Origin of the sequence: Clostridium sp. HCS.1 (assembly GCF_047900555.1) — a bacterium.
In the GTDB taxonomy this organism is placed as follows: Bacteria; Bacillota; Clostridia; order Clostridiales; family Clostridiaceae; genus Clostridium.
The window spans coordinates 338,639-362,798 of the sequence record NZ_CP170704.1 but is presented as its reverse complement, the minus strand read 5'-3'; the positions used below and the strand labels follow the sequence as shown (position 1 = coordinate 362,798).

General features: G+C 30.3%; 20 protein-coding genes. 2 read left to right on the top strand and 18 right to left on the bottom strand.

All coding sequences use genetic code 11. The features are described 5' to 3' along the window. Nucleotides 1–97: 97 nt before the first annotated feature. Entirely contained in the window at nucleotides 98–1,048 is a 951-nt protein-coding gene (menA, locus tag ACFYH6_RS01825) for a 1,4-dihydroxy-2-naphthoate polyprenyltransferase (RefSeq protein WP_416179344.1), read from the bottom strand. Nucleotides 1,049–1,229: 181 nt separating this feature from the next. Here menA and ACFYH6_RS01820 point away from each other — a divergent pair, with 181 nt between their 5' ends. Continuing rightward, entirely contained in the window at nucleotides 1,230–2,117 is an 888-nt protein-coding gene (locus tag ACFYH6_RS01820; RefSeq protein WP_316343998.1) for a type II CAAX endopeptidase family protein, read from the top strand. A 33-nt stretch (nucleotides 2,118–2,150) separates the two neighbouring features. On the opposite strand, the gene ilvC is transcribed toward ACFYH6_RS01820, so the two are convergent. The 17 genes from ilvC to cdaA all read right to left on the bottom strand — a co-directional run bounded on the left by ilvC (nucleotide 2,151) and on the right by cdaA (nucleotide 22,993). Continuing rightward, on the bottom strand, nucleotides 2,151–3,155 hold the full coding sequence (ilvC, locus tag ACFYH6_RS01815; RefSeq protein WP_416179345.1) for a ketol-acid reductoisomerase: 1,005 nt from the start codon (nucleotides 3,153–3,155) through the stop codon (nucleotides 2,151–2,153). A 19-nt stretch (nucleotides 3,156–3,174) separates the two neighbouring features. Further along, on the bottom strand, nucleotides 3,175–4,845 hold the full coding sequence (gene ilvB / locus ACFYH6_RS01810) for a biosynthetic-type acetolactate synthase large subunit (RefSeq protein ID WP_316343996.1): 1,671 nt from the start codon (nucleotides 4,843–4,845) through the stop codon (nucleotides 3,175–3,177). 297 nt (nucleotides 4,846–5,142) lie between these two features. After that, nucleotides 5,143–6,801 (bottom strand): dihydroxy-acid dehydratase, encoded by a 1,659-nt coding sequence (ilvD, locus tag ACFYH6_RS01805; RefSeq protein WP_416179346.1) that lies wholly within the window; start codon nucleotides 6,799–6,801, stop codon nucleotides 5,143–5,145. Between the two features lie 17 nt (nucleotides 6,802–6,818). Continuing rightward, complete coding sequence (gene leuB, locus ACFYH6_RS01800) at nucleotides 6,819–7,889, bottom strand: 3-isopropylmalate dehydrogenase (RefSeq protein ID WP_416179347.1); 1,071 nt, start codon at nucleotides 7,887–7,889, stop codon at nucleotides 6,819–6,821. 226 nt (nucleotides 7,890–8,115) lie between these two features. Then, nucleotides 8,116–8,616 (bottom strand): 3-isopropylmalate dehydratase small subunit, encoded by a 501-nt coding sequence (gene leuD, locus ACFYH6_RS01795; RefSeq protein ID WP_416179348.1) that lies wholly within the window; start codon nucleotides 8,614–8,616, stop codon nucleotides 8,116–8,118. Nucleotides 8,617–8,926: 310 nt separating this feature from the next. Continuing rightward, entirely contained in the window at nucleotides 8,927–10,201 is a 1,275-nt protein-coding gene (gene leuC / locus ACFYH6_RS01790; RefSeq protein ID WP_416179349.1) for a 3-isopropylmalate dehydratase large subunit, read from the bottom strand. A 17-nt stretch (nucleotides 10,202–10,218) separates the two neighbouring features. After that, entirely contained in the window at nucleotides 10,219–11,814 is a 1,596-nt protein-coding gene (gene cimA / locus ACFYH6_RS01785; protein ID WP_416179350.1) for a citramalate synthase, read from the bottom strand. A 152-nt stretch (nucleotides 11,815–11,966) separates the two neighbouring features. Beyond that, nucleotides 11,967–12,479 (bottom strand): acetolactate synthase small subunit, encoded by a 513-nt coding sequence (ilvN, locus tag ACFYH6_RS01780; protein ID WP_316343990.1) that lies wholly within the window; start codon nucleotides 12,477–12,479, stop codon nucleotides 11,967–11,969. A 629-nt stretch (nucleotides 12,480–13,108) separates the two neighbouring features. Then, nucleotides 13,109–13,885 carry a 4,5-DOPA dioxygenase extradiol gene (ygiD, locus tag ACFYH6_RS01775; protein ID WP_316344779.1) on the bottom strand — a complete coding sequence of 259 codons (777 nt, stop codon included), beginning with the start codon at nucleotides 13,883–13,885 and terminating at the stop codon, nucleotides 13,109–13,111. 183 nt (nucleotides 13,886–14,068) lie between these two features. Continuing rightward, a complete protein-coding gene (gene glmM, locus ACFYH6_RS01770; RefSeq protein ID WP_316344778.1) occupies nucleotides 14,069–15,412 on the bottom strand; it encodes a phosphoglucosamine mutase in 1,344 nt (447 codons plus the stop codon). Between the two features lie 84 nt (nucleotides 15,413–15,496). Continuing rightward, the gene (locus ACFYH6_RS01765; protein ID WP_316344777.1) at nucleotides 15,497–15,802 is read right to left on the bottom strand and encodes a YerC/YecD family TrpR-related protein; all 306 of its coding nucleotides are present in this window, start codon (nucleotides 15,800–15,802) and stop codon (nucleotides 15,497–15,499) included. A gap of 100 nt (nucleotides 15,803–15,902) precedes the next feature. Next, nucleotides 15,903–16,733 (bottom strand): AIM24 family protein, encoded by an 831-nt coding sequence (locus ACFYH6_RS01760; protein WP_416179351.1) that lies wholly within the window; start codon nucleotides 16,731–16,733, stop codon nucleotides 15,903–15,905. A 247-nt stretch (nucleotides 16,734–16,980) separates the two neighbouring features. After that, complete coding sequence (gene buk / locus ACFYH6_RS01755) at nucleotides 16,981–18,051, bottom strand: butyrate kinase (protein WP_316344775.1); 1,071 nt, start codon at nucleotides 18,049–18,051, stop codon at nucleotides 16,981–16,983. Between the two features lie 18 nt (nucleotides 18,052–18,069). Next, entirely contained in the window at nucleotides 18,070–18,978 is a 909-nt protein-coding gene (ptb, locus tag ACFYH6_RS01750) for a phosphate butyryltransferase (protein WP_316344773.1), read from the bottom strand. A 158-nt stretch (nucleotides 18,979–19,136) separates the two neighbouring features. Beyond that, the gene (locus ACFYH6_RS01745; RefSeq protein WP_416179352.1) at nucleotides 19,137–20,738 is read right to left on the bottom strand and encodes an NAD(P)/FAD-dependent oxidoreductase; all 1,602 of its coding nucleotides are present in this window, start codon (nucleotides 20,736–20,738) and stop codon (nucleotides 19,137–19,139) included. 174 nt (nucleotides 20,739–20,912) lie between these two features. Continuing rightward, on the bottom strand, nucleotides 20,913–22,169 hold the full coding sequence (locus tag ACFYH6_RS01740) for a YbbR-like domain-containing protein (protein WP_316344771.1): 1,257 nt from the start codon (nucleotides 22,167–22,169) through the stop codon (nucleotides 20,913–20,915). Then, nucleotides 22,139–22,993 carry a diadenylate cyclase CdaA gene (gene cdaA, locus ACFYH6_RS01735; RefSeq protein ID WP_316344769.1) on the bottom strand — a complete coding sequence of 285 codons (855 nt, stop codon included), beginning with the start codon at nucleotides 22,991–22,993 and terminating at the stop codon, nucleotides 22,139–22,141. The genes ACFYH6_RS01740 and cdaA overlap by 31 nt, the downstream gene beginning before the upstream one ends. A 151-nt stretch (nucleotides 22,994–23,144) precedes the next feature. On the opposite strand from cdaA, the gene ACFYH6_RS01730 reads away from it, so the two are divergent. After that, nucleotides 23,145–24,140: a hypothetical protein gene (locus tag ACFYH6_RS01730; RefSeq protein WP_416179353.1), complete on the top strand. Its 996-nt coding sequence runs from the start codon at nucleotides 23,145–23,147 to the stop codon at nucleotides 24,138–24,140. The last annotated feature ends 20 nt before the right edge of the window (nucleotides 24,141–24,160 follow it).

The following is a 24,160-nucleotide window of genomic DNA, read 5'->3' as shown; positions in this document are numbered from 1 at the left end:
TAGCTAAATGTCATATTCTTTGTAGACTTTCAAGAAATAAGAAAAAAAGTTAATTTCCAAAATCCAATTAAGTAATTTGAAAATTAACTCTTAACTATTATCCCAATAATACTCCAGCTAAAATAGTAGTAGCATAAACTAAATTAGTAATAACAAAGTTTTTAACTGCTAATACAAAAGTATCCTTTTTAGTTTGAAGTTTATTAAATTTATTAATATTTCCTTGAACTACTTTTAATACTAATAAAGTTACTAATGAAACTACTGGTAATACTCTAAGTACTACAGCAATAACTATAGAAATATATCCAATATAATATAACCATTTAAATACCTTTAATGCATTTTCTTTGCCAATATATATTGGTAATGTGTATCTTTTATTTTCTATATCTTCATCTATATCACAAATATTATTTGCAAGCATTATATTTGAGATTCCCATTATTGGAGATAAACAAATTATAAATATATTGATTAATTCTATGAAATTGAAACTTATGTTTACATTACTTAATCCATTAATATTTACACCTAATACTCCTGTATCAAATATGTGAATATAAACAGATAAAAATGTTATTATTAAACCCATAGCAAGTCCAGAAAAAATTTCACCAAAAGGTGTTCTTGAAATAGGAATTGGTCCAAAGGAATATGTTATTCCAATTCCAAAGGATATTGCTCCAATTAATAGTACTATTATATTAGTATTTTTAACTAATAATAACCCTAAAGTTGCTGCTATAACTAACATAGTATAAATTAATAATCTAACTGCTTTTGGATTTAAGTTGTAATTTACTATTGCATTATGAGTTTCGTATCCATAACCTTCCTTTTTAATTGCCTTAGCATAATCCATATAATTATTTATTGCAGTTGTAGTCATATCAAATATTATCATTGATAAAAACATTATAATTGCATTTTTTAAATTAAAATTATCATATCTGTATAAAGCATAAAAAGTTCCTATTAAGTATGGAATTACGCTTGCTACTTTTGTTTGTATTTCCACTAGTTTTAAAAAGATCTTAATATTCATTTGTTTTCCCCCTTATTTATTATTTAAATATTTTAACATAATCTAAAGTAAATTATAATCCATGTAAAATATAGAATTTTTACTTATCTTATAATAACTTGAGTAGTTTTACATTAAATGTAATATATGTTATAATTATCAAATATTATTAGTAAATTTTTATTTTATAGGGGGCAATCATATGAAATTATCCTTAAATGAATCAATGGAATTAACAAAAACTCAGAGGAAAGGAAACATTATCTTACCATTTTTTATTCTTATATTAACACTTCTTGTAGGACAACTTATACTAATTCCTTTTCTATTTGCAGGAATAATAAAAATTTCAATGTTGGAAAATGGATTATTTAATCTATATGCAAATTCTATTCCAATTATATTAATTATTATTTATTGTAAATTTGTTGAAAAGAGGACTTTACCTTCCCTTGGAATTACAAAAAAGAGATTTCCAATTAATTATCTTATTGGAGTCTTAATAGGCTTAGCAATGATTTCTTCAACTTTTTTAATTAATTTTCTTCTTGGTTCCATTTCTGTTAGCATAAATCCAAATAGTATAAATTGGACATTTATTATTCTTTCTTTATTTGGTTATATAATTCAAGGCTTTAATGAAGAAATTCTTTGTAGAGGTTTTCTAATGAATGCAATCGCCTCTAAAAAAGGCCCATTAGTTGGAATACTATTAAACTCATTCTTTTTTGGTGCATTACATTTATTAAATCCTAATGTAACTTTTTTAAGTTTTATTAACATTTCATTAGTAGGAATAATATTCTCATTGATTTTCTATAAGACTAATAACCTTTGGATTGTTGGGGCTATGCATAGTATTTGGAATTTCCTTCTAGGACCTGTTTTAGGTATAGAAGTAAGTGGTTTATCTACATTCTCTTCTGTATTTAAAACTATTTCACTTGAAGGAAAAACTTTAATTAATGGAGGTTCCTTCGGATTTGAAGGAGGCCTTGCAGCAACTATTGTATTGACTATTTCATTAATTATTACTCTAGCAATTATAAAGAAAAATAATACTGAAGATCTAAATACTGAAGCATATTAAAAATAAAGGAGCTGTGGTGCAGCTCCTTTAACATTAATCTAATTTCTTAGTATCTATCCAGCTCATCATTTCTCTAAGTTCTTGTCCAACTTTTTCGATTGGATGTTCTGCTTCCATTTTTCTTCTTGCATTAAACATTGGTCTTCCAACTTGGTTTTCTAATAACCAGTTCTTTGCAAAGGTCCCATCTTGGATTTCTTTTAATACTTTCTTCATTTCCTTCTTTGTTTCATCTGTTACTATTCTATCCCCAACCATGTAGTCACCATATTCTGCAGTATCAGATATTGAATATCTCATCATACTCATACCACCTTGATATAGTAAATCTACAATTAATTTCATTTCGTGTAAACATTCAAAGTATGCATTTTCAGGTGCATATCCAGCTTCTACTAAAGTTTCAAAACCAGCCTTTATAAGTGCTGTACAACCTCCACATAAAACTGCCTGTTCACCAAACAAATCCGTTTCTGTTTCATCTTTAAATGTAGTTTCTAAAACTCCAGCTCTTGCTCCTCCAATTCCATTAGAATATGCTAAAGCTAAATCTCTTGCATTTCCTGTTGGATTTTGATATACAGCAATTAAACATGGAACTCCTGATCCTTCAGTATATGTTCTTCTTACCATATGTCCAGGTCCCTTAGGAGCACACATAAATACATCTACATCTGCTGGTGGAACAATTTGTCCATAATGAATGTTAAATCCATGGGCAAATACTAATGCATTTCCTTCTTCTAAGTTTGGAGCAATTTCTGATTTATAAACTTGTGCCTGTTTCTCATCTGGTAATAATATCATTATAATATCTGCTGCCTTTGCTGCTTCTGCAACTGTTGCTACTTCTAAACCAGCATCTTCAGCTCTTTTCCATGATTTACTTCCATTATAAAGCCCAACTACCACATCTACTCCGCTTTCATGTAAATTTAAGGCGTGTGCATGTCCTTGGCTACCATATCCAATTATTGCAACTTTCTTCCCCTTTAATAAATCTAAATTTGTGTCCTTTTCATAATACATTTTTGCCATTTTTCTAACCCCCTATTATTTAAACATCATCTTCACTTATTATTTCATTAATTGCTGCACCAGGTGCAACCATAGGAAATACCTTTTTATCATTGTGTATTACATAGTCTATTACAACAGGTCCTTTATATTCTAAAGCTTCCTTTAATACTGGAAGAAGTTCCTCTTTTTCAAAGACTCTATATCCCTTACCACCAAATGCTTCAGCTACTTTTACAAAATCTGTAGTGCTATTTAAAGTTGTGGAAGAATATCTGCCTTCATAGAAAAAGTTCTGCCATTGTCTAACCATTCCTAAAGAATTATTATTCACTATTATAACTATTATTGGTAACTTATTTTTAGCTGCTGTGGCTAATTCATTGCAGTTCATTCCAAAGCTTCCATCACCAGCAATATTTATTACCTGCTTATCCTTTAATGCCATTTGAGCCCCAATTGAAGCACCTAAGCCATACCCCATAGTTCCAAGTCCACCTGATGATATAAATGTTCTTGGTGTTTTAAATTTAAAGAATTGAGAAGCCCACATTTGATGCTGTCCAACTTCTGTTGTAAGAACAAAGTTTCCATCATCTAATTCACTTAATTTTCTAAATAAGAATTCTGGAGTTAATTCTCCTGTTTCAGATGTATCTTCCACATTTAAAGACTTAAGCTCTCTCATTTTCTGAAGCCATTCTTCATTTTTCTTTTCTTTAAGAAGTGGAATTAACCTTTGAAGCACTATTTTTAAATCCCCAATTACAAATGCATCTACTTTCACATTTTTATTTATTTCTGCTGGATCAACATCTATATGAATAATCTTTGCATTTTTAATATGATTTTGATTGTTTATTACCCTATCACTAAACCTTGCCCCAAGATTAATTAATAAATCACATTTACTAACTAATATATTAGAAGCTTTACTTCCATGCATTCCTATCATACCAGTATATAATGGATGATTATATGGGAAGGATGACATTGCCATAAGAGAAGTTGCTATTGGAGAATTTATTTTATTAACAATCTCCTTAAGTTCCTCATAAGCTCCTGATGCTACTATTCCTCCACCTGCATATATAAATGGATTTTCTGATTCATTAATTAATTTTGCAACACTTTCTAAAGCTTCCTTTGTTATATGCTTAGTTTTTCTTTCAACTTCCTTAGGAATTATTGGTTCATATACTGCTTTAGCAGCAGTTATATCCTTTGGTATATCTATTAATACAGGTCCTGGTCTTCCTTCCCTTGCTATATAAAAGGCTTCCCTTACTATTCTCTGCAGATCATTAACATCTTTAACAATATAATTATGCTTTGTTATTGGCATTGTAATTCCAGTAATATCTACTTCTTGGAAACTATCCTTTCCTAACAATGGCTTAGTTACATTCCCTGTAATAGCTACTATTGGAATAGAATCCATATATGCAGTTGCAATACCAGTAACTAAATTAGTTGCTCCTGGTCCAGATGTAGCTAAGCAAACTCCAACCCTTCCAGTAGCCCTTGCATATCCATCAGCTGCATGAGAAGCACCCTGTTCATGAGCAGTTAATATATGATTAATCTTATCCCTATATTTATAAAGCTCATCATATATATTTAAAACAGCGCCCCCCGGATACCCGAATATCGTATCAACACCCTCATCTAAAAGGGATTTAATTAAAATTTCAGCTCCAGTTATAATCATAAATACCCCCCTTTTTTAATTAGTAATGCATAATTGATAATGCATAATTGTTGAAATAATTCAGCAAGCTGAATTATCAAATTTATAAATCTCTAAACTCCGAAGAAGTTTATTCCCTAATTATGCATTTTGCGTAAGCAATAAGTTCTTTCATTTTTTCATGCAATTTTGCTTCAGCAAAGAAGCTCTTCATTTTTTCATAATTACGCATTATCTATTTTTCATTAATTCTTTCCTTTTCCAAAACTCCAAAGGAGTTTTTTCCTTAATTATGCATTACGCATTACCCATTATGCATTATTTAAGTATTGCTCCTGTGCTAGCAGAGCTTACTAGCTTAGCGTATCTTGCTAAATATCCTTCTGTTACTTTTGGTGGTAATGGTTTGAAGTTTCTTCTTCTTTCTTCTAAAACTTCTTCATCTACTAATAGTTCTAGTTTTCCATTTGGAATATCTATTGAAATAATATCTCCTTCTTCCACTAGTCCTATTGTTCCACCTTCAGCTGCTTCTGGAGAAATATGTCCAATAGCAGCACCTTTAGTAGCTCCACTAAATCTTCCATCAGTTATTAATGCTACATATTTATCTAAACCCATTCCCGCAATTGCTGATGTTGGTGATAGCATTTCTCTCATACCAGGGCCACCCTTAGGTCCTTCATATCTAATTACTACTACGTCACCTTTAACTATTTTCTTAGATAAAATTGCTTCTATTGCATCTTCTTCTAAATCAAATACTCTTGCTGGTCCTGTGTGGACTAACATTTCTTCTAATACTGCTGATTTCTTAACTACTGCCCCATCTACTGCTAAGTTTCCTTTTAATACTCTGATTCCACCAGTTGAACTAAATGGTTCATCTATACTCTTAATAATATTGTAATCAAGAACTTCTACTCCCTCTAAATTTTCCTTATGAGTTTTAGATGTAGCTGTTACACAATCTAAATCTAAAAGATCCTTCTTTGAAAGTTCCTTCATAACTGCTTGAATTCCGCCAGCCCAATATAACTCTTCAATATGAGTATCTGAAGCTGGTGCTAATCTACAAAGATTTGGTGTTACTTCTGATACTTCATTAATCATGTCTAGATTTAAGTCTACCTTTGCTTCATTAGCAATTGCTGTTAAATGAAGAACGCTATTTGTAGAACATCCTAAAGCCATATCTACAGTTAATGCATTTCTTATAGATTTTTCATTTACTATATCTCTTGGCTTAATATCCTTTTCTAATAAGTCCATTATTTTCATACCTGCATATTTAGCAAGTCTCATTCTTTCTGAATATACAGCTGGTATTGTCCCATTTCCAGGTAATCCTAACCCTAAAACCTCTGCTAAGCAATTCATTGAATTTGCTGTAAACATACCTGAACAGGATCCACATGTTGGGCATGCCTTATTTTCCATATCACATAAATCTCCCTCTAACATAGTCCCATTCTCAAATGCCCCAACTGCTTCAAACATAGTTGAAAGAGATACATCCTTACCCTTGAATTTACCTGCTAGCATTGGACCTCCACTAATTACTATTGCTGGTATGTTAAGTCTTAGTGCCGCCATCATCATACCTGGTACAATTTTATCGCAGTTTGGTATTAATACTAATGCATCAAAGGCATGTGCTTTGACCATACATTCAATAGTGTCTGCTATTAGCTCTCTTGTAACTAATGAATATCTCATTCCTTCATGTCCCATTGCTATACCATCACATACTCCTATGGTTGGAAATACTATTGGAGTGCCTCCAGACATAAGTACTCCCTTTTTAACTGATTCCACTATTTTATCTAAATTTATATGACCTGCTATTATATCATTTTGTGAAGTTACAACTCCTATTAATGGTTTGTTTATTTCTTCGTCAGTTAACCCTGTTGCCTTTAGTAATGATCTATGTGGTGCCCTTTGTGGCCCTTTTTTTATCACATCACTCCTCATATATTTCACCTCTCATTTTATATATTTTCTAATACTAGCTTTCCTATTTCACTAGTTCCAACTAGCTTCATTCCGTCACTCATTATATCCCCTGTTCTATATCCTTCTTCTAAAACCTTAACTACTGCACCTTCTATAACTTTCGCTTCATCTTCTAAATTAAAACTGTATCTTAGCATCATTGCTGCAGAAAGTATAGTTGCTAATGGATTTGCAATTCCCTTTCCTGCAATATCTGGTGCACTACCATGTATAGGTTCATACATTCCAAGCTTTCCTTCTCCTAAAGATGCTGAAGGCAACATACCAATTGATCCTGTTATCATACTTGCTTCATCTGATAAAATATCCCCAAACATATTAGAAGTAACTATTACATCAAACTGCTTTGGATCCCTTACTAATTGCATAGAAGCATTATCCACATACATGTGATTAACATAAACTTCTGGATAATCTTTAGCAACTTCCTCTATAACACTTCTCCAAAGTCTTGAAGTTTCTAATATATTTGCTTTATCCACACTTGTAAGTCTTTTATCCCTTTTTATAGCTGTATCAAAAGCAATTTTAGCTATTCTTCTTACTTCATTTACATTATATCTTTCAGTATCATAAGCACCTTGTACCCCATCTACCTCTTCTCTGCCTCTTTCCCCGAAATATATTCCCCCAGTTAATTCTCTAACTACACATATATCTATGCCAGCACCTATTATGCTATCCTTTAATGGTGATGCATCCTTTAGTGGTGCATATAATAAAGCTGGTCTTAAATTGCAATATAAATTAAGACCTCCCCTTAATCCAAGTAATGCTTGCTCTGGTCTAACTTTTGCATTAGGGTCATCCCATTTAGGTCCCCCAACAGCTCCAAGTAATACCGCATCAGCCCTTTTGCAAGCTTCTAAAGTTTCCTCCGGTAGAGGTGTGCCCTTTTCATCTATAGCACATCCTCCTGCTAATAAATATTCATATTCAAAAACATGATTAAATTTATCCCCAACACAATTCAAAACATTCACAGTTTGTTCCACAACCTCTGGACCAATTCCATCCCCTGGTATTACAGCTATTTTATAATTCATCTTATAACCCCCGTTTATTAATTAATAATGGATAATGCATAATTGATAATTATTGAAATAATTCAGACAAGCTGAATTATGAAAATCTCTAAATTCCTGCGGAATTTATTCATTAATTCTTTCATTCTTTCATGCTGCCTTTGCGTTAGCAAATAAGCTTTTCATTCTTTCATTTTCTAAAACTCCAAAGGAGTTTTTTCCCTAATTATGCATTACGCATTACGCATTATGCATTTGCTTGTTGCTTCTCTTTAATATAATTTACTAGTCCCCCGCAGTTAATTATTTTTTGCATGAATTCTGGGAATGGCTCTCCCTGATATTCTTGATTTTTAGTATTATTTTTTATAATTCCTGTTGTAAAGTCTACTTCAAGCTCGTCCCCTGCATCTATTGCTTTAACTGCTTCATCACATTCTAATATAGGTAATCCTATGTTAATTGCATTTCTATAAAAGATTCTTGCAAATGTGGATGCTATAACACAACTTACTCCACTTTCTCTTATAGCTATTGGTGCATGTTCTCTAGATGACCCACATCCAAAGTTCTTATTTGCAACAATAATATCTCCCTTTTGAACATTCTTTGTAAATTCTTTATCTATATCTTCCATACAGTGAGTTGCTAATTCCTTTGGATCAGAGGTATTTAAATACCTTGCTGGAATTATTACATCTGTATCTACATTATCTCCATACTTAAAAACTCTACCTTTTGCTTTCATTTAAAAGCCCCCTTTTTATTTAATGGGAATAATGAATAATTAAAAAATGAAAAAATGTAGGTAATAATTCAACAGAGTTGAATTATTGGTATATTTTAATATAGTCCCAAATTTTTTCTGTAATTCTTGCATTCTTTCATTTTTTCATTTCTTAAAGTTTCCCACTTCTTATTGCCTTAATAGAAATTCCAAAGGAATTTCATCCATAATTCTTTCATTTTTTCATGCCAATTTTGCTTCAGCAAAAAGGCTTTTCATTTTTTCATTACAAAAACTCCAAGGAGTTTTCTCCTTAATTATGCATTGTGCATTACGCATTGCCCATTGCTACTGTTTCTGGGTTTGTTATTTTCCCTGTTAGTGCTGATGCTGCTGCAACTGCTGGACTTGCTAGATATACTTCTGATTCCACGTGCCCCATTCTTCCTACGAAGTTTCTATTTGTAGTTGAAACTGCTCTTTCTCCTTTTGCTAGGATTCCCATATGTCCTCCTAAGCATGGCCCACAAGTTGATGTTGAGAATACAGCGCCTGCTTCTACTAAATCTCTTATTATTCCTTCTTCTAAAGCTTGAAGGTAAATTTTTTGAGTTCCAGGGAATACAATACATCTAATTCCTTTTTTAATTTTCTTTCCCTTTATAATATCTCTTGCTATTCTCAAATCAGATATTCTTCCATTTGTACAAGATCCTATAACTACTTGATCTACTTCTATATCCCCAACATTATCTATAGGTCTTGTATTTTCAGGTAAATGAGGAAAGGCAACTGTTGGTCTTAATTTACTTAAGTCTATTTCATAAACTTCATCATATTCAGCATCTTCATCTGCTTCATAAGCCTTCCACTCTCTATCTGAATGCTCCTTTAAATATTCAATAGTCACATCATCTACAGGGAAAATTCCATTTTTTCCACCTGCTTCGATAGCCATATTTGCCATTGTAAATCTATCATCTATTGAAAGATATTTTATTCCATCTCCGACGAATTCCATGGATCTATATAGTGCCCCATCAACGCCTATAATTCCAATGATATGGAGAATTATATCTTTACCACTTATCCACTTTGCTGGTTTATTCTTTAGAACAAATTTTATAGCTGATGGAACCTTAAACCAACACTTACCTATAGCCATGCCTGCAGCCATATCTGTGGAACCTATTCCTGTTGAAAAAGCTCCTAATGCCCCATAAGTACAAGTGTGGGAATCTGCCCCAATAGCAACATCTCCAGCAACTACTAATCCCTTTTCTGGAATTAGACAGTGTTCAATTCCCATTTCACCAACATCAAAGTAATTAGTAATTTCCTTTTCTCTAACAAATTCTCTTATCATCTTATTTTGCTCTGCTGCTTTTATATCCTTATTAGGAGTAAAGTGATCAGGTACTATTGCTACCTTCTCCTTATCAAAAACTTTTTCTAACTTTAATTTATAAAATTCATTAACTGCTACTGGTGATGTAATATCATTTCCTAGCACTAAATCTAAATCTGCCTCAATTAGCTGCCCCGCCTTTACACTTTCTAATCCTGCATGGGCTGCAAGGATTTTTTGAGTCATAGTCATACCCATGTTTTTAGTCCCCCTTTTTAAAAATAAGTTCTTAATTTCTTTTCTATATCTTTTATTAATTTATATTCTATTGAATCAACTAAAGCTATTAAACTAGCTTCTACAACATCTCTGGACACCCCAACAGTACTCCAATTTTCCATTCCATCTGTTGATTCTATTAAAACCCTTACCTTTGCTCCTGTGGCACTTTCTGAATCTAAAACTCTAACCTTATAATCTATAAGTCTTACTTCTTTCAATTGTGGATAAAAATTTTCAAGTGCTTCTCTTAAAGCCTTATCTAAAGCATTAACAGGTCCATCACCTTCTGCTGCTGTCATTTTATTTTTTCCTTCCACTACCACATTAATTAAGGCCGTTGATGTAAAATCCTTAGTATTCCAAGGTTGTTCCCCAATTGTTTTAAAATGTTTTAGTTCAAAGAAAGGCTTGTACTTTCCTATAGTCTTTCTAATTAAAAGTTCTACTGTGCCTTCTGCTCCTTCAAACTTATAACCTTCATACTCTAATTCTTTAAGTCTATTTGTTATCTTTTCCACTTCATCACTTTCTCTAGTTATGCTTGGAAAGATTTTTTGAATTTCTTTTAAAATTGTACTTTTCCCACTTACTTCAGATACTAGGAATCTTCTATCATTTCCTACAACTTCAGGTTTTATATGCTCATAGGATTCTGGAGTTTTACAAATTGCATCAATATGCATTCCCCCCTTATGAGCAAAGGCTGATGCTCCTACATATGGCATATTATCTAAAAGTTTTATATTAGATATTTCTGAAATATATTTTGATGTCTTTGTCAGCTCTGAAAGTTTATTTTCTGTAATAGCTTCATATCCAAGCTTTAATTGCAATGTTGGTATTATAGATGATAAATTTGCATTGCCACATCTTTCACCAACACCTATAAAAGTTCCTTGTACATGAGATGCCCCACATTCTATAGCTATTATTGAATTAGCTACAGCCATTCCTATATCGTTATGACAATGAATTCCTATCTTACCACCTACTGAAGTCACTACCTTCTCAACAATTTCTTTAATTTCTGAAGTTAAAGTTCCACCATTAGTATCACAAAGGGTTATTACATCTGCCCCAGCTTCCTTTGCCGATATTAATGTTTTTATAGCATAATCACTATTAGCCTTATAACCATCAAAAAAATGTTCTGCATCAAATACAACTTCTTTATTATGACTTTTTAAATATATTATAGAATCCCTTATCATATTTATGTTTTCATCTAATGATGTTTTTAATATTTCCCTTACTTGAAAATCCCATGACTTACCGAAAATAACAACCACTTCTGTATCTGCTTTTAATAAACTCTTTATATTATTGTCATCTTCAGCTTTTATATTTGCTTTTCTCGTTGCCCCAAAGGCTGATAATTTTGAGTTCTTAAGATTTATTTCCTTCATTCTCTTAAAAAACTCCATATCCTTTGGATTAGATCCAGGATTACCAGCTTCTATATAAGAAACCCCCAGTTTATCTAAAGCAATAGCAACCTTTATCTTATCCTCAAGAGAAAATGAAATATCTTCACCTTGTGCCCCATCTCTTAATGTAGAATCAAAGATTTCTATATACCTTTTGCTCATTGCTTACCCCCTTATTTAAATGTAGAATGTAAAATGAAGAATGTAGAATTATGGTTAATTCAGCATAGCTGAATTTTAATTTTCTATTTTATAACTTAGCTTTGCTAAGTTATTTCATTAATTTTACATTTTACATTCTTCATTCTTCATTATTAATTAAAGTATTCTCCATAATTAGTAATATCCTTATCTCCTCTTTCTAAGGCTGCTATTCCTGTTCTAACTATTTCTACAATTCCGTAGTCTTCCATTAGTTCTATTAGTGCATTGATCTTACTATCATCACCTGTTAATTCTATTGTTACAGTGTTGTGTGCAACATCTATTATCTTACTTCTAAATATTTTTACTACTTCGTTAATTGCCCCTCTTTTTTCTGGTGAAGCTTTTACTTTTATTAAAACTAACTCTCTATAAATTGAATGTTCTGATACTAACTCATGGACTCTTAAAACATCTTCTAGTTTATTAAGTTGTTTTATAAACTGCTCTAAAACATCATCGTTTCCCATTAATACAATAGTCATTCTTGATATTTCTTCTTTTTCAGTTCTTCCTACTGTTAAACTATCGATGTTAAATCCACGCCTTGCAAATAGCCCTGAAACTCTTGTTAAAACCCCCGATGAATTCCTTACTAATACAGATAATACATGCCTTTCCAAATTTTTAGCCCCCTTTTTTAAAAAATTGTGTAAAAAAACCACCCTTAATGAAAGAATCATTATGGTGGTATATAATTCCGCCTTAATTTCTACAATCACTAGGTTCTAACAAACCCTTGCCTTTAACGGTGCTTACCGGTTATCACTTATTAATACATCTTTGTACTTTCGGTGACACTGCTCTGGAGTGATTATATATTTAGAAAAGTATCCATTTACACCTACCATGGACTCTCTGAAACTTTTAATCTAAATAAAGGTCTCCTTCGTTGCATTTATAATCATAAGCTCATATTAAGTTTTGTTATTGCTAAAATTTTACTACCCCTACCCAATACTGTCAAGAATTTTCTGAAAACTTTGTCAAATTGCTTTTTAAATGGTTTATTCAATATAATATATTAACATTTTATTAATATATTAGGAATTTTATTAATAAATTTATATTATTTTATATTATTGTATATTTATATTTCATATTTTTTTCTTATAATTTAACAAATTAATTTATTTATTTTTTATGCATGTTTTAAAATAAATGTGAAATATATCCTCTTTAATGATACTTTCTTTTATAATAAAAATAAGAAAGGAACTCAAAGTATGAATTCCTTTCTTATTTTTTTATTCTATCCAATTTTAATACAAGTCATTGATACAGAAGAATTTTGTATGCTTTGATGAACAACTTCTACCTTATCTTCTTTATATTGTGCACCCATTACATACAAAAGAGGTAAAAAATGTTCATCTGTTGGTACTGCAAGTTTTGATATATCACCTAAAGCTTTATAGTTAATTATTGTTTCATAATTATAATTTTTAACTGCATTAACGATATAATTATCAAAGGCCTCAGCCCATTCATGAGATTTTCCATAGATATCATAATCTGCAGCTCTTAAATTATGAACTATATCACCACTACCAATTATTAATATCCCCTCTTCTCTAAATCTTCTTAGCTTTCTCCCTATATTGTAATGTTCTTCTTCTGTTAATAATGCATTTAAACTTATTTCAAAAGTTGGTATATTAGCCTTTGGATAAAGATATTTTAAAACTCCCCAAGCAGCATGATCTAAACCCCATTCATCAGTAAGTTTTGCACCTTCTTCTTTTAATTCCTTAGCAACCATTTCAGCATATTCTTCTCCACCATCTGGTTCATATTTTATATTATATATTTCCTCTGGAAATCCATAAAAATCATAAATTTGTCTTGGCTTATTACTGTATGTTATATATGTTCCTTTTGTTTTCCAATGAGCTGAAATTATAATAATAGCCTTTGGTTTTTCTAACTCTTGTCCAAGTTTTATTAATGAATTTGTATATTCATTATCTAAAACTACATTCATTGGACTTCCATGAGATAGAAATAAAACTGGCATTTTTTTATTCATTTTATCACCTCATAAATTTCATTTATTATACACATACTAATCATAATTATCCCCAATGTCAAATATACTTTTCAACAATAATATAAGTTATTCACAGTTAGCTCTTTATAATTCCTAAATAAAAGAGTCCAGACAAAGTCTGAACTCCTTCATTAAATCTTCACTTTTACTTCTTACTTTATCTTAGATTTTACTTAGTATTAAATCTACTAATCCATGAGCCATTTCATCAATTTCTTCTTGATTTTCACCTTCTAGCATAACTCTAACTAGTGGCTCTGTTCCTGAAGGTCTTATTAAGACTCTTCCTACTCCATTTAAAACTTCTTCTATTCTCTTTATTTCATTAACTATTTCTTCATCTTCTAAATAGATATTCTTCTTGTCATTTGGAACCTTCGCATTTACTAATACTTGTGGAAGTTCTTTCATTATTCCAGCAAGTTCACTTAAGTTCTTTCCACTTCTTTTTCTAATAGCTGCAACTTGTAGAGCTGTTACTAATCCATCTCCTGTAGTATTGTAATCTAAAAATATAATATGTCCTGATTGTTCTCCTCCTAGAACATATCCATCCTTAACCATTTCTTCTAATACGTATCTATCACCAACTTTAGTTTTTATAGTTTTTATCTTTTCTCCTTTACAAGCAAGATCTAAACCTAAGTTACTCATTACTGTAACTACTAAAGTATCATCTTTTAATTTTCCTAAATCTTTAAGGTGTTTTGCGCATAGCATTAGTATAAAGTCGCCATTAATAAGGTTTCCTTTTTCATCTACTGCTAAACATCTATCAGCATCTCCATCAAAAGCAAACCCTAAATCACACTTCTTTTTAACAACATATTCTTGTAATTCTTCTGGATGAGTAGAACCACATTTTTCATTGATATTAGTTCCATCTGGGTTATCATTAATTACATATACTTCTGCACCTAATTCTCTAAATGCTTTTACAGCAGCACTATAGCAAGCACCATTTGCACAATCTAATGCAACTCTTAATCCTTTTAAATCCACAGGAATAGTTGATAAAGCATAATCTATATACTCATCAATGGCTGCAATTTCAATATGTGATCTTCCTAAACTCTGTCCTGTTGGACTTGGAACTCCTTCAAAACCGCTTTCTATAACTCTTTGAATTTCATCTTCTAATTCATCTGGTAATTTATATCCTCTATTATCAAAGAACTTAATTCCGTTATATTCAACTGGATTATGTGAAGCTGAAATCATAATTCCTGCATCAGCATTATATTCTCTTATTAAATGAGCTACAGCTGGAGTAGGGACAACTCCTAGTATTACCGCTTCAGCTCCTACTGATAATATTCCTGAAACTAAAGCTGCTTCTAACATATCACCTGATATTCTTGTATCTTTTGCTACTAATATCTTTGGTTTATGAGTCCCTTCTGTTAACACATAAGCACCTGCTCTACCTAAACCATAAGCTATTTCAGATGTTAATTCTGTATTAGCAATCCCTCTAACTCCATCTGTTCCAAACATTCTACTCATATTTTTTTACCTCACTTTTTTCAATTGGTTATACATAATATCATAATAATAGTATATATTTATAGTTTATACATTACAACTTTATTATTTCTTAATTTTTTCCAATCTATCTAAAATTAACTCATAGCCACCAGCTCCATAATTTAAGCATTTATTAACTCTACTTATTGTAGCTGTACTTGCTCCCGTTTTATCTGCTATCTCTGTATAAACCTTCTTTTCTTTAAGTAGTTTAGCCACATGTATTCTTTGTGCTAATGATTTTATTTCATTGATTGTTGCAACGTCTTCAAAAAAATTATAACATTCATCTATATTCTCTAATTGTAAAATTGCTTCAAAAAATAAATCTAATTCTGGATTTTTTAGTTTACTTTCAACTATACCCAAACAATTCACTCCTAACTTTTATTAATAGCTTTTTAAGCTTATCATAACTAAAATTATATCTTTACTACTAGCAATTTACAACTATATTAGGCTAAAGTAATCATTCTTCTAAATCTTCATCTGATACAGCTTCTAAATCCTTTAATCCTCTTTCCTTTAGACTAGTATAAATTGAATCTGTTAGTACAAGCCACACTTCTCCTGTTCCCCTATAAACGTTAAGTAAACCTTCGCCATTTAGTGCTGTTCCAACAAGAGTAGTACCTGATTTTTCTACTGTAAATTCTATATTACCACTTCTTAAAATTGCAAAGTTCCCATCTATCTTTAGCGTATCTCTAAATAATTTACATCTGAATATTTCTTTTTCTGGAACTGGAATTTCTAGAACTACTATTCCACTTCCACTTAATCTAGTTTGATATATTCCTTCTTTTCCAAATATCATAGAAGATATGCTTTTTTGCATAACTGGTTCCACTTCTATTCCTTCTTCACAGGCATAGAATAATTCATCATCTATAATAATTTCTTCATCCTCTAATTCTATTAAAGTAAAGTGTCCAAAACTAGGTTCTAAAAACACTTCCCCTGTTCCCCTTAATACCGGCTTAAACATTGGCTCTCCTGTAACTTTACTTGAAAAAAACTTTTTACCAAGTCCTATTATTCCACCTGTTTTAGTTACTATATCAATATTTCCCTTCATATAACTTAAAGAACCTGCTTCTATTTTTACTTCACTATCATCTAAAATAATTCTAATTTGCTTTAATCTAATAGAGGAATCCTTCATTAAGTTAATTTGTAATGCAGTATTTAAATCCATTGCCCCTTGTAAATTATCATATTCTAAAATCTGAAATGTACTTTCATTCTTCATTTCTGATATCATATTAATTCTATTTTTCATATTATCTGAAGTTATCAAAACTATCCCCTCCTTTTTATAATTTTACCATATACTTGTAATTTTAAGCATTATATTAATAGTATCCTTCAGAAATAATGATAAAAATTAAAGAATGAAGTAATGAAAGAAGTGTGGTTAAAATCCTTAATGGATTTTTAAATTAAAAGATATTTATAATCTTTGTAATAAGTTTTTCTTGAAAAAACTTCCCCTATTCTTTCATTTTTTAATTTCTTCATTCTTTCATTAATAATTGCTTTGCAATTTAGATATATTCTTTAACTTCTTCTTCCCCATTTAAAACTCTAAGAGCACCCTCTGCTAAAGCTAATAATTCATCTTCTCCTGGGTAAACAGTGATTTCTGATATCCATCCTATTCTCTTTCTTAGTTCTTCCACAACTTTTTCTGAATATGCTATTCCCCCTGTAAGAATAATTCTATCAACCTTTCCTTTTAAAACTGTTGACATTTCTCCTACAGCTTTTGAAACTTGATATATAAAAGCATTAAAGTATAATTCTGCATTTTTATCCCCTTCACTTACAAGCTTTAATACATCTCTAGCATCATTAGTATTTAAATATGCTACATATCCGCCTTTTCCAACTATCTTTGCATAAACTTCTTTTTCAGTAAATTCTCCACTGTAGCACATTTTAATTAATGCTCCAACTGGAACAGTTCCTGCTCTTTCTGGTGAAAATGGACCTTCTCCATCTAGAGCATTATTAACCTCTATAACTCTACCATCTTTATGAGCTCCAACAGAAACTCCTCCACCCATATGAACTACAATTAAATTTAAATCTTCGTATTTTTTCCCATTTTCTTTTGCATATCTTTTTGCAACTGCTTTTTGATTTAAAGCATGAAATTTACTTACTCTAGGTAATTCTGGAACTCCTGATACTCTAGCTACATCATCAAGTTCATCAACAACTACTGGATCAACTATAAAAGCAGGAATATTTAATTCTCCAGCTATTTTATTTGCTAACATTCCTCCTAAATTTGAAGCATGTTCTCCTTGTACTCCTATTTTTAAATCTTCAAGCATCCTATCATTAACTTTATATGTTCCACTTTCCATAGGTTTAAGCATTCCGCCTCTTCCTACTATTGCTGCTAATGAATTTAAATCAAAATTCTTTTCTTTAAGTACATTTATTATTATGTTCTTTCTAAAATCCATTTGATTAAATATAGTGTCATATTTTGCTATCTCATCTGATGAATGTCTTAAGGTTTCTTGAAATAATTCTTTTCCCCCTTGGAAAACTCCAATTTTTGTTGATGTTGAACCTGGATTAATAATTAATAGATTATTTGACATACAACTTCTCCCCCAATACTATTTTATAGCTTCAGCAACTAATGCAGCTAAAGCAATTGAATTAACTTTTGTCTCAAAGCTATCTGCTCTTGATGTTAATATAACTGGTGCTGATGTTCCTACTAAAAGTCCACCATTTCTTGTTTTAGCTGTATAAGTTAATGTCTTATACATAACATTTGCTGTCTCTATATTTGGAAGTAATACTATATCTGCTTTTCCTGCTACCTCTCCTGTTATTCCCTTATGCTTTGCTGCTTCTACTGAAAGGGCATTATCAAGGGCTAAAGGTCCATCTACTATACAACCCTTTATTTGTCCCCTATCATTCATCTTAGCTAATAAAGCTGCATCAATAGTAGCTTGCATATCTTGATTTACAACTTCAACAGCACATACTGCTGCAACCTTTGGAAATTCTATTCCACAAGCATGGGCAACTCCTACTGCATTATTTAGAATTTGAACTTTTCCCTTTAAATCTGGATAAGTATTAAAGGCTGCATCTGTTAGCAGAATTAATCTATCTATTCCTTCTATTTCAAAAACTGAAACATGGGACATAAGTTTTCCTGTTCTTAATCCTACTTCCTTATTAAGTACACTTCTTAAAAATGTAGCAGTATCTACTAATCCCTTCATAACCATATCTGCTTTTCCTGTTGAAACTAATCTTATAGCTTCTAAGGAGGCTTTTGTTACATTTTCTTCATTAACTACTTCATAGTCTGATAAATCCATACCTATCTTATCAGCTATTTTTTTTATTTCTTTCTTATCCCCTACTAATATTGCATCTGAAATACCCTTTTCTTTGGCTAATTTGATTGCTTCTAATACAGGTTCGTCTTGGGCAACAGCAACAGCAACCTTTTTTTTAGAAATTTCATTAACCTTTACCAATAGATCTTCAAAATTTTTACTCATATTTACACCTCATATACATTTAGTTGATTTTACTCCCCATACTAATTTAAATATAATTGTTAAAAATTTATCATAGCTTTATATTTTTTTATCTAGATACATTATATTCTACCAAAAAAAATTCTGAAAATATCAATTTTCAGAATTTTCTTATATATTTATTCAATTGGCTTATATTTATTTATAATTTTTTCTGCAACCTTAATACCATCAACTGCTGCAGATATTATTCCACCAGCAAATCCTGCCCCTTCACCTGCAGGAAATAGTCCTTCTATAGATACGCTTTGTAAATTTTCATCTCTATTTATTCTAACAGGAGCTGAAGTTCTTGTTTCTATACCTGTTAAAATTGAGTCATGATTACCATATCCCTTAATTTTTTTGTCAAAATCAACAATAGCTTCTTTTAATGCTTCTATTACATATGGTGGCAGACATTTTCTTAAATCTTCAAAAACATATCCTGCTGTGTAACTAGGTGTAACACTTCCAAGCTTTGTACTAATTCTATCTTCCATAAAATCACCTAGTAATTGTACTGGTGCCTTATAGTTTTTTCCACCTAAATTATATGCTAACCTTTCATAATGTCTTTGGAATTCCATACCTCTTAAAGGTGATGTTCCTTCAAAATCCTCTGGAGATACAGTAACAACTAAAGCAGAATTAGCATTTTCTAAATCTCTAGCATGATAACTCATCCCATTTGATACTAATCTTTCATTTTCTGAAGCAGCAGCTACCACCACTCCTCCTGGGCACATACAGAAAGAATATACTGCTCTTTTTAGTTTTTCACTTTGATATGTTAATCTATATTCAGCTGCCTTAAGTTTTGGATTTTTATACATTTCTCCATATTGGCTTTTATTTATAACTTCTTGTGGATGTTCTATTCTTACTCCTATAGCAAAGGCCTTAGGTTCCATAAACACTCCAACTTTATTTAACATTTCATATGTATCCCTTGAACTATGTCCTATTGCTAAAATTAAATTTTCACAAGGTATTTCATTTCCATTTGCTATGATAGATTTAATTTTACCATCTTCTGTTTTTATTTCTTCTAACTTAGTAGAAAATAAAACTTCTCCTCCTAGAGACTTAATCTTTTCTCTTATATTTTTTACAACTCCCTTTAAAAGATCTGTTCCAACATGTGGCTTTGCTATATAAGTTATTTCTTCAGGAGCCCCTGCCTTAACTAATTCTCTTAATACATAATCACATCTATTATCTTTAATTCTTGTAGTTAGTTTACCATCAGAGAAAGCTCCAGCGCCACCTTCACCAAACTGAACATTAGATTCTGTATTTAGCTTTCCAGTTTTCCAAAAGTTATTAACAGTCTCTGTTCTTTTATCCACATCTTCTCCACGTTCTATTACAATTGGTTTATATCCCTTTTCTGCTAATAAAAGTGCAGCAAATATTCCTGCTGGCCCAAAGCCTACTACTACAGGTCTTGTTTTAAGTTCTTTTTCTCCAAATTCAATTTCAGCATTATATTTTGGAACTTCTAATCTTAAATCTTTATCTTTAAGCTTTTTTATTAGCTTCTCTTCATTAGGATGTTCAACATCTACACAATATACATATTTAATATCATTTTTCTTTCTAGCATCTAAGCTTTCTTTTATTATTTTAAAATCTTTTATTTCTTCCTTGGGAATTCTTAACTTTTTTGAAATTTTATTTATTAATAAGCTTTTATCTTCATCTATACTTAAGGCTATATTATTAATTCTTATTGCCATTTAATCTACCCCTTTCTAAGTATTACATTACTTATAAAGATATTTTAATGTTATACAATTTCTTATTTTAACATATATCAACGGAAAAAAATATGGTATATCTTTCTCTATAAAATATATAAAAAACTACTAACTAAAATTTAGCTAGTAGTCTTCTATATTTATATTATATTTTTATTCCCCAGTATTATCTTCCTCACTTGGAGAACCTTGTGCTATTTCTTTAGATACAGTAAGTGATATATGTTCTACTGCTTCTATTGAAAAGCTTCCATTTAGATTTTTTAATGTAACATTTGGAGTGGCATCAAAAGTTCCTTCTGATTTATAATTGCTAATATCTAAATTAGCTAATATATTATCTTCCGTGACACTTTCTATTTCATCTTGATATCCCTTTATAGTTACTTTTATACTTTCCTTATTAGGTAGTACCTTTATTCCATCATTATTACCAGTAATATTTAACTTAATAGAAAAATCTTTTGTTACCATAGAAACAACATTTACTCTTGCTGTTAATAATTCTTCTCCTTGAGCAACACTTATCCCCTCTGGTAATATCAGATTAAGATTAATATCCTTGTTCCCTGTTATAGTCGATAAATCTATTGGGTTACTTGAGACTTCATTTATAGAATCTAAAACCTCTCTTGGCCCTAAAATTTCAACTGTTTTTCTACTACTCTCTATGGACTTCAACTTAACTCCACTTGGTAATTGACCAGTAGTTGGTATTTTTACATTAACTGATTTTCCCTTACTAACTTTTACTTCTATTCTAGCAGTTTTACTAGATAGGGTAACTCCTAATACTTCTGTTCCCTTCTCATCAACTGCTTTAATATCATAGTCTCCAATAATATCTTCATGAACATCTTCTTTATTATCTGTTACAACTAGCTTTGAAACACTGTTAACAACAGATTCTGCTCCAGATACACTTACTTCCTCTGGATTTATAACTGGGGTTGATGCAAAATATCCTGACTTAGGAGTAATATTAATATTAGATGTAACAGGCATAGTTTTATCAACCATATCCTCTATTTTTATAGAAATACTTAAAGTATTTGTATTTCTTATACTAATACTAATAGGATAATCTACTATAGATACTGGTACTTTATTTTCTCCCTTTTTCCAAGCATATTCACTTAAATCTACTTGAAGAATGAAATCACTTTTCTTTATTTTATTAATATCGTTTGTATTGCCTTCTATTTTTAAAGTTACATAAAACTCTTGATTAGGTGTTAAGGCTAATTTAGATGAAGTTAAAGCGTCTAAATTTACTAACTCCACTGGTATCTTAGTTATTTCAGTAGTCCTTATTTTATTTTCAACATTAGTAACATAAACCCACAATACTATGGATAATAAAAGGCATATAATAGGTACTACGAATTTGTTTTTTTCTTTCTTATCCATGCCTTCACCCTCTCCCCAGCTGATTTAACTTTTTTATTCTCATTATGCTCTAACATCTTTAGTAAAATAATCCTTAGTTTCTCTTTATCATAATTCCTTGTTAATCTACCATTAATGGCTAAAGATATGACTCCTGTTTCTTCTGATACTATTATAACAATGGAATCAGAAATTTCTGATAATCCTATAGCTGCTCTATGCCTTGTTCCAAGCTTCTTATTTATTGCATTATTGCTTGTTAAAGGCAACACACATCCTGAAGCTAATATTCTATCGTCTCTTATTATAGTTGCACCATCATGTAAAGGTGTATTAACTACGAAAATATTTTCAAGTAAATTAGATGTAACCTTTGCATCTAAAATAGTACCTGAATTAGATATGTCCCCAAGTCTCGTTAGTTGTTCAACTACAATTAAAGCTCCTGTTTTACTTTCAGCTAAATTTCCCACTGCATTTACTATCTCATTAACAGTAATATTTCTTTTTTCTTCATCTTGCATTTTATGAAGTTCTTCAAAAGCACTTCTTCCTATATGCTCTAAGCCTCTTCTTATCTCTGGTTGGAATATAATAATTACCGATAATAAACCTATAGTAAGAGTCTTGTTTAAAATAAAATTAAGCATTTCTAAATTTAATAAATAGCTTATTGGTATAAGAATAATCATTAAAATAATACCTTTTAAAAGTTGTTCCGCTCTAGTTTCTTTAATTAATGAATACCCTTTATAGAATATATAAGCAACTACTATAATATCTAAAATCGATGATATTGATATGTTTTTTAATGTATTAATTAAAAATGTACTAATTTCTTGCATCAAAGGGTCCCCCCAACTTTTTATATATTATAATTATACACCAATTAATAAAATCTTAGTATAATACTTTGTTTTTTTAATAGTTTTAATAATATTTTAATATTTTCTATAATATAAATTTATGTAAATAGAAATGTGAGGTGATTAGCTTATGAATAAAAATCCTTTATCTTATTTTAAGGAACATAAAAATATTTTAATAGTTTCTTTTACATTATTGTTTCTTATATCAGTTTCTATAATTATTATTAACTATAACTCAAAAGAAAATAAAATAAAAAGATACTTAAAAGATACCTCTAAAGAATTATCTAAAATTACTTTAACTCTTTCTGATGGCATAAAGGATCTAACTATAGATACAACTATTACAAAAAATTTATTATCTGAAGGAATAGATAATTTAAATAAGCTTCTTCTATCTATTTCTGAAGTAGAAGAAGTTTCACAAAATATCTCAATAACCAAGACTAATTTAACTACTGCTGTAAATTCTACAACTTCATTATTTAATTATAGCCTTGAAACTTTATCTAACCCTGAAAGCATAAAAAGTGTTGATGACTTAAATAAGTTTGATACCTTAAGGGAAGCTTGTGTAACTGATTATTCTAATTTAGCACCTAACAAAATATATGTTAATTTTTCTAAAGAAACTATAACTTTTCTTAATAACTTTAGTAGTTATATGAATACCTTAATTAAAATTAATAGAGACTCTCAATTTATAAATTCTCAAAAAAGAGATTTTATCAATACTCTCCAAGGATATAAAAGTGATATTTCTTATTTAAATGAAGATTTATCCATAGCAATAAATAAGGTTAGAGAAGATAAAAGAGACTTAAATGTAATTATAGATGATTTATATAAAAAAGAAGGAATTTATAATAATTTAAAAGAAAAGCTTACTCTTATCTCTATTCCTGAAGGTTGTATGGATATTTATGAATCCTTAAATGATTATTTAAATTCTTATTCAGCTTACTTATTATCTATTAAGGATGCTGTTATATATGAAAAAACAGCAAAAAATTTAGATGAAGTCTCTAAAGAAATAGATAGTAAATATAAAAATTCTAGTTCTAAAAGAGAAGATGCTTTATCTGCTTATAGTGTATATGAAAACAAATTAATAAAATTTTAGTATTAAATTATTTCTTTTGG